We start from the raw sequence: 13,540 nt of genomic DNA, 5'->3' as shown, positions 1-13,540 counted from the left end.
GCCAACTACTTCATCTCTAAAAACTCTACTGTGATACCGTCTGAGTTTCGGACCCAAGCAACTGCTTTCACCGGGCTGGAGTATTGATCGCTGTCCACGTCAATGAAGTCACCCAGAAGCGCGAAGCCGTGCCCCGCGGCTTTGGCAACCGCAGCCTTGGCATCGTCAACGTAAACGCCGATGTGGACGGACCCTGTATCTACCGGCGATGAGGAAATGACCGTGCGATTGGATGGCGACTGGTAACAAAGCAATTCGATCCGGCTTCCGTTACCTTTTAGAAAGGCCTGCTCTGCCGTCGCATCCGGCACTCCAATAAGGCGTCCGATCACCCCCGGCACCTGCTGCCGGACTTCTACCTGATATCCGAGACATTCCTCGAAAAACTGAATAGTCTTGCCAATATCAGTGACGGTAAAGCATGTATGATTCAGACTAACACTGCCGCGTTGTTCCACGAGCTTCTACCTCCGGTCCCAGAATAGTGGGAATGCGGGCCGCCCGAAAGCGTACGAGCGGCCCATCGATGTTCAACCGCCTGCCAGCTGCTTTGCCGCTGCGCGCATATAGCCGGGGTTGAGGTCCGGCGCGAGATTGACAGGCGACGTCGAGAAGAACACACCCACGACATCGCGAGCCGGATCGGTGTAGATGCCCTGATACAGGTTACCGTGCTTGAAAAGTGCTCCGTCTTCCCAAACTGCATCCCACTGGTGCGAATTAAAGATTGGCATATCAGTACCAAAGCACATCTTAACCCAAGAATGGTCGGTGAAGTCACCGGCGAGGTAGGCGTCCTTACTGCTACCGGTCTGCATTTTGCGCAGCACGTCGGACGAAACGATGGGTTCAGCCGCCACCTTGGCCCAACTTGGGGTAAAGATCAGCGCGTAGCGCGCCAAGTCTTCAAGTGTAGAATGCTGTGCCCCGTACCCCATAGCCAGCCCGGCCGGGGACAAGCTCATTACCAAGGGTGCGCGAGCACCGATCTTGGACCAGATGCGCTCTTCAACGACTGTAGTGTAGGCTTTTTGAGTGACCGCTTCGACGACCTCGCACAGCACTTTTGTAATGACCGAACTGTAGCGCGCTGCGGTCCCGGCGGGTTCACCTTCAAGCTGCACTGCGCCGCGAAGGACTTCATTTTCATCTTCCTTCACACCATCAGCATTCGGCACGTCAAAATCCGCCGCCAACATACGCTGAAAAACCGATCTCGGATCCATCGTGTTCTTGGAGTCTTCCGTAATATCGAGGCCGGAAGCCATGTTCATCGCATGTATCAACGGCACCGTGTCCCAAGCGGACCCTTTGAGCCCAGGCGCATAGTCAGTAATCGGCTTAGAGGTGTCGAGCTTGCCCTCAAGCTCTAGCATCGTCAGCAGCGTTCCGACCATAGACTTTGCGACCGACGCCCATATGTGCACCTGCTCGGGTCGCATGCCGGGAAATGCCTCGTAGACGACATCACCTTTGTGAAGGATCATCACACCCTGTACGCGAGAATTGAAGTCGACAATATGTTCGTCCAGGGGCGCGGATTCCGTGCCATCTCCGAGCGTGTACGTTAACGCACCCAAAGACGGATCAGGGCGGCGCGTTAACTCGCTGACGGGACCGTGAGGATTGGCTAGGGATCCAATGACGAATTCGTTGAAATGCGTTGTGTAGTAAAGCGCATGATCACCGCCGATCTGCATATGCATATTGCTGAAATTTTTGCGGGCGGCAGCGATAAATTCGAGGTCAAATCCATCCCGCACGACGCTTATTGGCAATGTAACTTTAGCGCCTGGTACGCTCATAGGATCGTCTGGTGAATGAACAATACGATGGCCAAAGGACGGTAAAAGACCCGAAATCTCTGGAAGCGTAGTGCGTGGTTTCATTTCAGTTTTTCCTTTTCACAGTGCTTTAGTTTTGTTCAGTCAAAAAGCCCCGACGTCGCGATGGGCCTCAGGTATTGCATGATCGAATCGTCCGCCGCGTTCACCGAAAAATGCACGATAACCAAATCGCGAGACGACGACGCATAGATTGCCTGCCGTTGGAAGCCAGCCTTGAACATGTCGCCGTCCGGCCAGAGTGATTGTGCCGAAATTCTTGGGTTCAGTCGCGATTTTACCGATTTCCGGGTTGATGGGCTTCGGCAGGGCAGCTGGTGGCAACGGGTTCGGGGCGGGACCACTGGTCATAATTGCTTACTCCTATTGAAAAATCAGATCGGAGGAGGCAGAATCTTCTCACCTTTTTGGCTATTCACAATTCGGCTGGGTTGAGCACTGATCCTCCGCGCAACCACGCCAGTTCTTTTGATGGATTGAAACAGTCCGAAACCTCTCCCGTTGCTCGAATGTCCTTCTTAAGATCGAACATTACGACCGGCGCTCCGTCGCTCAGGTTGAGCTTGTGCAAATCTATCCAAGCGACTGTCGGATTCCGAGTGAACTCAAAATAATACCTTCCATTGGTCAGATCACTGATCGTGCGCCAGCGGGTGGGAGAGACGTTGGGCCGGGTTGGATCACTAATACCCCAAGGCGTTGACATGTTCCGAATGACGGCCAGTACATTTGCGACAGCCTCATGGTAGTCAGCCGGCTCCTCAGGCAGCGCACTGAGATAATAGGCGCCGCGCACAAAACGTTCGTCGGCCTGCGAGCCGCCCGGAAGCGGTTGATCCCCGCCAAGACCAACATACTTCTTCATGTTTTCAAGCTGTTGTTCGTATGGTGGCGAGTTCGTCATGATTGTGACATCACGGCCTTTGTGAACGCTGAACTTTCCGTCCAACACCTCGATTACCGCCGAGTTGCCGGTCTTGTCGGCAATTGAGTAGTGGAAGGGTGACTGCACCTTGTCATCAAAATGCATCATGTAGATCGGCACGATCTGAATGCTGTCTAGCGCAGCGAGCACTTCGTCCACCGTCGCGAAGTTGTCGAGCATCCATTGCGCAAAGATCGAAACTGACAGACCGCCCTTTGAGGTATCGCGAAGGCCAAAGTCCGACTCCGCGAGATACAACAGGTTGGCGTTCAATCCCGCTTCGTTCATGCCATCCGTAATCGCCGCGCCATAGCAGGCCCCGACGATACTTCCGTACTTCGACGTCCAGGTCGCAGGATTGTCATCTACCGCGCCGTCACGCTTCATCCCTTTGGGAAATGCGTAAACTTTGGTTTGTAAGCTCTCGAACCAATCCTCATTCCGGCCTACCAGCATTGGTTGGCCATCCTTGTTAAAGAAAATACGCGAACACATGGACTTCTCCCTGTATTTGTAGCGGCCCCTGTCTCAAGCAACAGAGGCTGCTGTTTCAACCATTAGACGACTAACGCGGCAGCGGATTGTTGTTGATTGCCCGAACGATAGCACGTGCCATGCCTTCTTCCTGGTTTTCCCCATCACTCGTGCTGAAGAATGCCACGACGGTGTCGGTCTCGGGTGAGATGTAAATCCCCTGCCCGCCCACTCCGGCCTTGAACAGGTCGCCGTCTGAAAAGACAGCATCCCACTGATAACGGTTAGAGATCGCGCCGGCATCATCCCAGAAGGTGATGCTGTTCTTCTTGCCGATCCAGCCCTTGTCGTACATGTCGAGATACGTCCGGTCATAGATCTTGGCCATGACCGCGTCAGGGATCAGTTGCTCACCAGCCAGCTTTGTGCAGCTTGGCGAAAAGGCCATGCCGAACCTGGCCAGATCGCGCAGCGTAGAGTTCATGCCGAAAAAACCGAGTGTATTTCCGGTCGGGCTGACCACGTAAAAAGCGTCATGCTCCATGCCAAGCTTTGACCACAACCGTTCTGAGAACTGCGCATAGAGCGGTTTGTCGGCGATCCGCTCATTGATCCGGTTCATGACAAAGGTGTCGATGGAGTTGTATTCAAACTTCTGATGCGGCGGGGAATGCCGCTCCATATCGCGCAGGACATCAACCCATGTTTCATTGCGACCGCGCACATCGGGCAACATGCCGACCGCGCTCGTCGCCGCCCAGCGAAACCAGATCTGGTCAGGATCGGTGCGCGAGTTTGGCTCCGGCTCATCGTGCTCAGTGCCGTTGAGGCCTGTGGCCATGTCCATGGCTTCGACGACTTTCACCGTGTCCCATACCGATCCTTGCAATTCTGTCAGGTAGGAACTGACCGGTGCGTCCACATCGACATTCCCCTCATGTTCATGCATCGCCATCATGGTTGACCCGGTGACTTTGGTCACGGACATCCACAGATGCTTCTCATGCGGTTTCATCGTGCGATAGCGTTCGTAAACGATCTCACCACCTTTCACGACCATCATGGCGTCGATTGGTTTTGTGGCAAAATGTTCATCCACGCTGACCCAGTCACCATGCTTGTTCCGGTATTCGATATTCCCGATTGACGGGTCGACTGCGTAGGGCAGGTCGACCACGGGTCCACCGCGCATTACCTGCGCCGTTGGTCTGATTTTTGAGAAGTTCACATAGGAGTACTGCGTTTCTGGTGATGGAAACTGAACCTTGACCATGTTCTCAGGCGCGTTCAGGTAGGCGCTGATCTCGAGAACGCGGTCAAGCGGCACGTTTGTACTGAGATCTTCGGGTTTCGCTAGGATAGGCCCATTAGTAGATGTACCCGTCATTTATTTCTCCCAACTGTAATGAAAGTTCCGTTTGTCCAATATAACAATGAAATCAAACAAGATCATGAATCGAGATAGATGCAACTGTTTTCTGGTCAAACTTGTGGGTCATTCGCTTGGCGCCCCTATCTTGATCAAAGACGTGGAAAGCAACCTTCCCCCGGTCTTTCGCGTGACGGGATATAGCCCGCCAGACCGGATCAAAGACCGTGAATTCCTTGGCATCGAGGCTAAAGCCTGTAATTTAACCTGAAGCTTGCGGGTCGCAGTTGAAACAAGCTGCCCACAAGTAGGCACTTCGACAGATATTTCTTTTCTTTTTTAGCACCTTCACCAGTCGAGAGATGCACGTGCAACTCGCGACCTGTTTGATCAACAGCAAGACAACACACAATCGATTGAGAAACCGATCCAGTGGCGGCAAGAAGTCTTTTCAGGGCACTATGGCCAGAATGACGAGTCCGACGACAATAAATGTCAAGCTGGATACAGCGCCGGGTAAGCCAAAAGCAACAGCCGGTGCGGAACTCTTGGCATCCTTGCAGACCTCAGCGATTGCGACGCCCGTCATAACGCCAGTCGTGGCACCGGCGTTCTCAGCCACGTTCAACCTCATGATGAAGTGCCCGAACAAGAAACAAGAAATCGTGCAAACCGTCGTCACAAATGCTCCGGCAATCAGAAGGTTTACCCCAAAAGCCTGCATGGTCGAAATCAACGAACCACCTGCGCCAATTGCGACGGCCGCAATAAAGAGTGACAACCCTAGGTCAGAGAGCGCAGTTGCCGCGGGCGCGGATACTGACCCCATGCTGGGGCTGCGGGTCCTTAACCAACCGAGAATAGCCCCGCCAAACATGGCACCCATTGCGGACCCCCCGAGGGGTGGAATTTCAATCCCGGCTACGGTCACTGTAATCGTACCCAATGCCGCAAATATGGCGATGAAAAACGAAGTATTCATCAAATCAGTCGTCATCTGGTTTGTGACCTCGTAACCTACTTCGTCGGCAAATATCGACACACATCGCGCTGAACCAAACACAAACAGCACGTCCCCAGCGATCAGCTCAAAATCCTCGTCGTCTATTGGCATTTCTCTACCGAGCCGCACTACGCGCTCCAGGCTGATACCGTAGCCATGCTCGTTTAGTAGTTCCGAGAGTTTTCTGCCGACGTGTGCATTGTTAGTGAGAACGAGTTCTGCTGAGGCCATATCCACGGCTAATGCGTCATTATCCGCAACTTCCGGCCCCAGGGTCTCATTACCCCTCATGAGCAAATGGCTGGGCGCAAGGAAGGTCAGGATATCATCTTTCGCAAGGACCAGATCATCCGTGACGTTCAAACGTTCTCCATTGCGAATTACCTGCTCAAGTGAAGGTAAAGCTCCTTCTTCTCGCCGCTTTTCAACGTTTTTAACAAGCTCGCCAGCTGTACTTCCGATGTACTTCGGTAATTCCAGCCTCCAGGCACGCACGGATGGCGCTATGCGCTTCTGAGGCACGCTCCCGACTGCGTCAAGTTTCGCGGCTTCTTTAGCTATGTCTGCTCCCACAAGCGTTGGGCACAACTTAATAAGGATAATTAGCCCAAATGTGCCATACAGATAAGTGATGGCGTAGGCGCTGGCGAGGATATTGCCCGCATCTGACGGCGCCATACCCTCTGGGAGCTGGACCGATCCGGAAAACACAGCGCCTTGAGCGGCGGCTAGGACCGCAGATGTTGTGACCGCGCCGGCAGTCAACCCACCGGCGACAATGTTGTTCAAGCCAAACACCAAAGCCATGAGATAAACCGAGACCCCAGCGACCACGGCAGTAAAAACGCACATTACCAAGTATTTGAAAGCCGACTTACTTGTTAAGACACGCACCAGGCCAGGTCCAACCATCGTTCCCAGAACAAAAAGGTAAATTGTAAACGTCAACCCTTTGATTATTTCCGGAACTTCGATTTGTGCCAATCCGATAACCAACCCGACAATCAGTATTCCTGTAGTTGGTCCAAGCCCGATACCGGCAATCTTCAGCTTGCCGACCAGATACCCCAATCCGATGACAACAAAGAGAAGGATGACAACATTTTCTCGAGCATAAGAATTCAAAGCTTCCACACGTCTCTCCCGATCAGGCTAGTTCCTCAACTGCAATATTGCGGCACACAAATCGATGTCCAAGGCCAAGTATTTTGTTTCAAACACCTTCGTCTTTGGCTGCTTTAGACAAGTTATTCAGCAAAATATGACTTGTCATCAAGCGTTTTCAACAGCTTCACAGTGTAGGCGACCAACCTGTGACACGCGGCTGTCACACAGGGCAAGGCTAGCCAAGAAGGAGAGTGAACGCGCCATTTCAGCCTGTTTAGGATTGCAATTGGAAAACTCATAAGATCAAGATACATCTCGATTAATGCATTATTGTGATCTCATCAAACAATGCCATGACCATGGACTCGTTGCGCCTTAAATCTGCTATCAAGTTAGCGTTGGCTTTGGTGCTCGCGTATTGGATAGCCTTGTCGATGGATTGGGCCAAGCCTTACTGGGCCGGTCTCTCAATAGTTGCATGTTCGTTGACAACATTTGGCGAGTCCTTTCACAAAGGACTACTCCGGCTGGGTGGCACGTTCTTGGCAATTGTCGTTGCGATTTCTCTACTGTCGCTGTTCCCGCAGGATCGTTGGCTATTTATCGCAGCGCTCAGTTTATGGCTGGCATTCTGTTGCTTCAATATGTTCCGAACGTCTCGTTCATACTTCTGGATGACTGCCGGATTTGTGGTGCCCATATTGGTCATTGGAGGCGGCGAAAACCCGGTCAATGATTTTACTGTTGTGGTTCTTCGAGCTCAGCAAACCGTTCTTGGTATTGTGTGCTTCAGTGTCGTCTACTCACTGTTATGGCCCTACAGCAGTCGGGAACAGTTCGAAGAAGAAGTACGCAAAGCGCTTACTTTGAAACGACGTCTTCTGATGGCGACATTGAACATCTTGACTGGAAATGAGCGCAAGGAAGACCTGCCAAAGCTTCGGATGCAGATCGCTCAATTGCACTCCACTGTCGAGAGGCTTTTGGATGCCGCAATTGTCGATAGTTATGATGTCTGGGATAGACGCATTGTCTGGCGTCAATTCGTGGCAAATATGGCATCACTGGACCGAGAGCTTCAGCGCCTATATTTGAACGCAAGAGACTTGGAAGACTCCCGTGACACAGCCCAAGTCCAATCGCTTTGTTCCGCGATACTGAGTACCGAGCAATATCTTATTGAAGCAGAGAAAACTCTCTCCGGAACAGCATCGCAAGTTGGGGATCACACCGAAAACCAGATTACCCAAGAAATGGTCAACAGCGAGCTAGGACACTTCCAACTTGCTGCCATGACTGCCACCCGTCACAATGTCCAACGGTCGCTAGAATACAGTCGGTCTTTGTCAGAATTGATGGCCGACATCAAAGATGCAGACTGGAAGGACAACACCCGGCATTTGGCCTCCTCCCAACAACCTAAACCCACATCCGAATTCCTTGATCGGGATATGTGGAGCGCGCTGGTCCGTGTTCAGATAATATTTCTTGCGACAGTGGCGTGCGTCCTGTTTGTTCCGGGCTTTCCCAATCCGGCTCTTGTAATCTGCATAGGCGTTTCTCTCGCTCTGAACCTTGCTTTACATCCGCAGGCGTCTGTCTCCATCGCGCTGCCTTTCGCAGCGATCCTACTTTTGATCGTTGGAACTGTTCACCTTCTTCTATTACCGCTATTGGCCACCTTCTGGCAGTTGGCCTTGTTAATCTTCGGCACCACAGTCCTGGTGGCTTACTTAACTTCCCGCCCAGAACAAATGATTGTTCGAAGTTTTTTCCTGAACTTGTTTCTGGTCGGCCTTCAGATCGATAATCAGCAGCAATACAGTTTCCTCTTCTTTGCAACCATGTTCATCGGTTTGTTCTGTGTAATTGTGATCATCGAATGCACTCGTTTTTTCCCGGTTTCTTTGAGGCCGGAAGTCCGTGTGGAAGCTCTGATAAAGCGTTTCTTTTCTAGCGCGGATTATGTGGTCCGACACAGCCTCACCGACCAAAGTGAGCAACCAAACTGGTTTAATCGGATGCGCCTTTCGCTACATGTCAGCGAGATAGATAGCATTCCGACCAAACTTGTTCCTTGGCTATCTGCATTGTCGGAACCAGCACTGGGCAATACCAAAAGGACGGATGCGCTTCAAATCGCGGCAAGTTTGGAAGCGCTGAGCAGCAAGTTAATTGAATTTGCCGCAACCCGAAGACTGTCACAGGCAGCTTCACTGAGAGAAGGCGGTGGCGAAGCAATGAAGCAGTGGCGCTTGGCCGTTGCGGATGTAATGTTGGATATTGAACGCGACCCAGAGGGGATTGACCCTGAATATCTGCAAAACAGGCTTCAAAGCGCTACTGTAGCTCTTGAGAAGACTGTAGAAGTCCTAATTAACAAAGAGTCTAGTTCAAATTTGAATACCGCTGACTACGAAAACATGTATCGTCTTCTTGGCGCGTATCGAGGTCTTGCGGAGGGTGTTTTGGGGTACACCGGCCGAGCGGCATTCATTGATTGGCCCGCACTACGAGAGTCCCGTTTTTGAGGTCGAAGAAAAAATGCTACCTGTTCCAAGCGAATTCGACTTTTTTGGCGTCTACCTCTCACCACTTTTCGTATCTTCCCTACTTGCAGTCGTTCTAACTATGATGACGGCGCGTGTTTTGAACCGTTTCCGAATGTCGCGTTTCATCTCTCATCCGGCGTTGGTTTTTGTTGCACTTGTAGCAATCTATACGTCCGTCATCGGAACCTTTCTTATCCCGGCTTAGTCAAATGAACCGAAACATCAAGTTGATCGTCACAGTTGCAATCGTACTCGTCGCTTTGGGCGCAGTGTTCTTGAAATATGCCAATTACGTGTCCAACCCGTGGACGCGCAACGGGCAGGTCCGCGCAAATGTTCTGGAAGTTGCACCGCGCGTTTCCGGGCCAATTGTCAACCTTCCGATACGAGACAACCAATTTGTAGAGGCTGGGGAACTTCTCTTCGAAATCGATCCGCGCACTTTCGAAGCCGCACTCTCGCAAGCACAAGCGAGATTCGACAAAACCGTCGAAGACCTGGCTTCTTTGGATAAGCAAATTGAAGCCGCACGTGCGAGTGTTCAACAATATGAATCGTCGATCCAACAAGCCGAGTCTCAGTTGTCATCCGCAAAAGCCCAGCAGACAGAGGCACAACGTCAATTTGACCGAGCCTCTGTTTTGGTAAGCGATGGTCGAATTCCCGAGTCACAATTCGACGAATTACAAAGAGATTTGGACGTTGCTCAAGCAAACACCGCCAGAGCACAGGGCGGAGTGGTTCAGGCCAAAGCCGCGCTCGCCCAAGCGCAGGCTTCGCTGGAGGGCTCAATTGCAAGCCGCGGCGTAACTGGTGAGGAAAACTCAAGCCTCCGCGAGGCTAAAGCTGCTCTGGAAGCTGCGCGCCTCAACCTTGAATTCACTAAAGTACATGCCTCAGTTGACGGATATGTTGCAAATCTGACATTGCGTCTCGGCAGCCAGGCTGTCGCTAATCAACCGATCCTTGCACTCATTGATGCCCAAAGCTTTTGGGTCGACGCTTATTTCCGCGAAAACTATGTGGGCGATATATCCCCTGGTAACCGCGCCGCCATAACGCTCATGTCTAACCCCGATATCGTAATTCCTGGGGTGGTAGATAGCATCGGGCGAGGAATCGCAAAAAGTGATGGGAGTGTTGGGGTCAATCTCTTGCCAAACGTGAGTCCAACGTTTGAATGGATCCGACTAGCACAGCGAATTCCGGTAAGAGTAGAGATCGATCAACTCCCCGAGGGAATCGAGTTGCTTGTAGGTACAACGGCGTCGGTTCTCGTCATGACTGGCACCGATCCAACGGAAACAGATGAAGCCCTACCACCGCCGGCACCGACAATTCTACAATAGTGGGGCTCCAAGTTGAATATGGGGCCTTGATAAGAGGCCCCCCTGCCCTGCTGTAAAATTAGGCAAACTCTTGTCTAGTCTTTACTGACTTAAAACTCGAAGTCGACATCGTGCTCTCTAAGGAAAGCCAGCATCGATTCCTCCATTGCAACGACGACACTCTTGCCCTTCTTCTTGGCGATCTTATCCCACTTGCGATAAAGCCGTGGGTTCACTTTTGTGGAAAAGACTTGCTGGCGTGCAGCCTTTTTCCCTCTCTCCAGGCGCAGCTCAATCTCATCTTCCAGCTCTTCAGGGTCGAGCTCCCTACCCGCCTCTGCTTGTATTTCAGCAATCATGCGAACACGTTTGGCATGTCTAGTGTCAGAACCTGATGGTCTCTGACCATGCTTGTCCTTGTAAGGCCATGGCTCATCGTCATCCATTGTGACTTTACCGATTGCGGAGGTATCTGCACTCATAGTTAAACTCCTTACTTGTCAGCGCGTTCGCGCAGAAAGGTGAAAATTTCGTTGGTGATTGCTTCTACATTCTCAACCGCAGAATCCAGGTTGGAGCCTTGGTAGCGCGCTGGCAGATCAACATAGTCGCCTCCTGCGGAAACCATTGATTTGAAGATCGGCCGATGCGCCAACTGCGCACGCATAAGGGGGGCATTGTTCTCCACCAGAACCTGGCGCATGTCCTTGCTGATGTTCGCCTCGATTGGGCCGGCTTCAGTGAATGTCAAAAGCACGCGGGCTTCAATATCACGACCAAGTATCTTGGAGCGTGACCTAACCCGCTTTAGGACCTGAACGGCCGCTTTTACGTCTGGAAGACTCGCCTGACCTGGGATCACGACCAGGTCACTCACCAGAATTGCGTCAATGATGCTTGCATCGTCAGAGCCTTCGACATCGATCAGAACGACATCGTATTCGTCGGCGGCATACAGGGCTTCCTCTGTGATCTCTTCGCGTTCGACATGTTGAACGGTGATGTTCTCTGGGATCTCTTTGATATCCGACCAGCCAGATAGCCACTTCTTCGGATCGCTATCAAGGATCAGGACCCGTTTCCCGGCTCTCGCTGCCTCAAGCGAAGTAAGAATGCATGTAGTGCTTTTTGCGCAGCCGCCCTTCGAGCTGCAAAATGAAATAGTCGACATAACAAAATCTTCCTCAATGATTTTTTGGTGAGCTGCTCGGCTCACTGAGGAAGATACGAAGTAAAGGTTTAGACAGCGTTTACTTTACAAGACTGGCCAAGACTTTTCTTTGAAAGGCAGGCCTTTACTGACCTTTACTAGTAAAGTCTGAACTTGACTCGTCTTTACTTTACAAGACTGACCTATCGATGCCCCTTATTTCATTGGGCTTATGAAGTTCGACATTGAGTTTGAGCAGGCCGGATGCCCAAACCGAGGGTATTACCCCCATTTTTCGTTACTAGCGAAAAAAGAGGGTAATGTCAGAGTAGCCTCCCTCTAAACCACGCAATCTAAAGTACAATTTGTTGACAAGCACACCTAAAACAGGAGATTTTCACCTCCTTATGGATCTGACGCTCATGGGTTTTTGAATGAGTTGATCGGGCACGTGTCACTTCACAATTGTGAAGCCTGGTGAAGCAAAGGTTCCATTAGCGATGTGGTCTATTTCAAGAGTGTGACTTCCAGGCGCTGAAAGTCACAACGGCCTCACCAGTTGTTCCAGCTCGATCTCGCCGGCTTCCAGCCTCCCCATCATAGACACCAAATATGACCGATGGTTCTGCACGCTGTCCACGCGCTCCAGAATGTATCCTAACAAGATAAAGCTAATCGCTGGTCCCATTTCTTTGCATTTCCACCACGCCTGCCCCAAACGCAATTGTTGGGCAATGTCGTCCATCATTCGCAAACCTTCCTCATTGTTGCGCGCAAATCGCAATTCTGCGCACAAGGCTCGGAAAGATCGCTCAATGTCGTCTTGGGTCAAACTAATCGAAAGAGATTTTCTCTTTTTACTATCAGGACTCAGTGAATGCTCTTTGTGCCCCTCATTTTCGGTGTCACCATCCCTCAAATTGCTGGGCTGAACCTCTTCTTCTGCGGTGTTGTCCGCAGGCATAGCCGCATTGATCTCATTCAGAAGGCACTGAAGAACGTCCTGTTGCGGTCGGCGACGCAGGATTGTCCGAGCATGATCCATGAGGTGCTGGATGCCATCACAGCAGACCTCTTGCAGCCGTGCCAACGCCAGTAGGCACTCATCCTTAAGTGCCCTAAGTGCATCTTGCGTGCGTTGGTACTGTGCGGCCACAGCTGTGAATTCAGCGTGCCTGGTGGTCAGCGGCAGCAGGCTGAGGCCTGAAACCAGTGCCACCTGCCCTGCACTATCCCTCCGGCACCATCGCTTCCCATTTGCCGCGGTGACACGTTGAACAATGCCAAGGTCAACCAGCTTCGCAATGTGCCGTTCGACAGTTTGAACGCTGACATGTGCCCGTTGGGCAATCGCAGCATTTCCTGCGTAGACCACGTGATGGTCAGGTGCCATCTCTGACACGCGATCTGCCGACATGAAGCTCAGCATAGCCCGTAAGACGTTTATACTGGTTGCTTTCAGACCTAGCGCCTCTCGCGCCTCCTCAACTGCGCGGAGTTGCTGCCATTTGGGTGCACTACTCCCCTGCCCGGCCGATTGCCCGGTAGCTCCGTTCGGAGCAAAATCTCTAACTGTCCTCATGTTTTTTGTCAGCAGACAAAGAAATCCCGATCACCCAAGGGTGTTTTTTCTTGTGAAGTGATTCGCGGGCTGCTAAAAATTAGGTGCTTAGACTAATTTCCGCGTATGCGGTTTTTGTGCAGCCCTCGGAACTTCGGTTCTGGGGGTTTCTCTTTTCCGCCTTATCTCCTTTGCTCGTTGCCTCATTCAGACTTCACAATTGTGAA

Annotated in this window: 12 protein-coding genes; 3 read left to right on the top strand and 9 right to left on the bottom strand. The window is 51.7% G+C overall.

Annotated elements, in window-relative coordinates:
* Positions 1 to 5: 5 nt before the first annotated feature.
* From ACR0L1_RS22600 to ACR0L1_RS22575, 6 genes are all read right to left on the bottom strand, one after another.
* Entirely contained in the window at positions 6 to 458 is a 453-nt protein-coding gene (locus ACR0L1_RS22600; RefSeq protein ID WP_170782343.1) for a VOC family protein, read from the bottom strand.
* A gap of 72 nt (positions 459 to 530) precedes the next feature.
* Entirely contained in the window at positions 531 to 1,889 is a 1,359-nt protein-coding gene (locus ACR0L1_RS22595; protein WP_170782342.1) for a serine hydrolase domain-containing protein, read from the bottom strand.
* Positions 1,890 to 1,928: 39 nt separating this feature from the next.
* Positions 1,929 to 2,195, bottom strand: coding sequence for a hypothetical protein (locus tag ACR0L1_RS22590; RefSeq protein ID WP_170782341.1), 267 nt, complete (start codon positions 2,193 to 2,195; stop codon positions 1,929 to 1,931).
* Positions 2,196 to 2,259: 64 nt separating this feature from the next.
* Positions 2,260 to 3,264, bottom strand: a complete 1,005-nt coding sequence (locus ACR0L1_RS22585; RefSeq protein ID WP_170782340.1) for a linear amide C-N hydrolase — start codon at positions 3,262 to 3,264, stop codon at positions 2,260 to 2,262.
* Between the two features lie 70 nt (positions 3,265 to 3,334).
* Positions 3,335 to 4,630, bottom strand: a complete 1,296-nt coding sequence (locus ACR0L1_RS22580) for a serine hydrolase domain-containing protein (RefSeq protein ID WP_170782339.1) — start codon at positions 4,628 to 4,630, stop codon at positions 3,335 to 3,337.
* Between the two features lie 433 nt (positions 4,631 to 5,063).
* Entirely contained in the window at positions 5,064 to 6,749 is a 1,686-nt protein-coding gene (locus tag ACR0L1_RS22575) for an aspartate-alanine antiporter-like transporter (protein ID WP_170782338.1), read from the bottom strand.
* 326 nt (positions 6,750 to 7,075) lie between these two features.
* On the opposite strand from ACR0L1_RS22575, the gene ACR0L1_RS22570 reads away from it, so the two are divergent.
* From ACR0L1_RS22570 to ACR0L1_RS22560, 3 genes are read left to right on the top strand one after another with little or no spacing between them, the layout of a single operon-like run.
* Positions 7,076 to 9,253, top strand: coding sequence for an FUSC family protein (locus ACR0L1_RS22570; protein WP_480860887.1), 2,178 nt, complete (start codon positions 7,076 to 7,078; stop codon positions 9,251 to 9,253).
* 13 nt (positions 9,254 to 9,266) lie between these two features.
* Positions 9,267 to 9,479, top strand: a complete 213-nt coding sequence (locus tag ACR0L1_RS22565) for a DUF1656 domain-containing protein (RefSeq protein WP_170782336.1) — start codon at positions 9,267 to 9,269, stop codon at positions 9,477 to 9,479.
* 4 nt (positions 9,480 to 9,483) lie between these two features.
* Positions 9,484 to 10,623 carry an HlyD family secretion protein gene (locus ACR0L1_RS22560; protein WP_170782335.1) on the top strand — a complete coding sequence of 380 codons (1,140 nt, stop codon included), beginning with the start codon at positions 9,484 to 9,486 and terminating at the stop codon, positions 10,621 to 10,623.
* Positions 10,624 to 10,712: 89 nt separating this feature from the next.
* Here the strand turns inward: ACR0L1_RS22560 and ACR0L1_RS22555 are convergent, their stop codons facing one another.
* The 3 genes from ACR0L1_RS22555 to ACR0L1_RS22545 all read right to left on the bottom strand — a co-directional run bounded on the left by ACR0L1_RS22555 (position 10,713) and on the right by ACR0L1_RS22545 (position 13,334).
* Complete coding sequence (locus tag ACR0L1_RS22555) at positions 10,713 to 11,084, bottom strand: hypothetical protein (protein WP_170782334.1); 372 nt, start codon at positions 11,082 to 11,084, stop codon at positions 10,713 to 10,715.
* An 11-nt stretch (positions 11,085 to 11,095) separates the two neighbouring features.
* Complete coding sequence (locus tag ACR0L1_RS22550; protein WP_170782333.1) at positions 11,096 to 11,773, bottom strand: ParA family protein; 678 nt, start codon at positions 11,771 to 11,773, stop codon at positions 11,096 to 11,098.
* Between the two features lie 520 nt (positions 11,774 to 12,293).
* Positions 12,294 to 13,334, bottom strand: a complete 1,041-nt coding sequence (locus ACR0L1_RS22545) for a helix-turn-helix domain-containing protein (protein WP_170782332.1) — start codon at positions 13,332 to 13,334, stop codon at positions 12,294 to 12,296.
* Between the last annotated feature and the right edge of the window lie 206 nt (positions 13,335 to 13,540).

The sequence above is a fragment of the Ruegeria sp. J8 genome, assembly GCF_056531925.1.
Note: the sequence above shows the minus strand (reverse complement) of the source record. Positions and strands in the feature narration are given on the sequence as shown.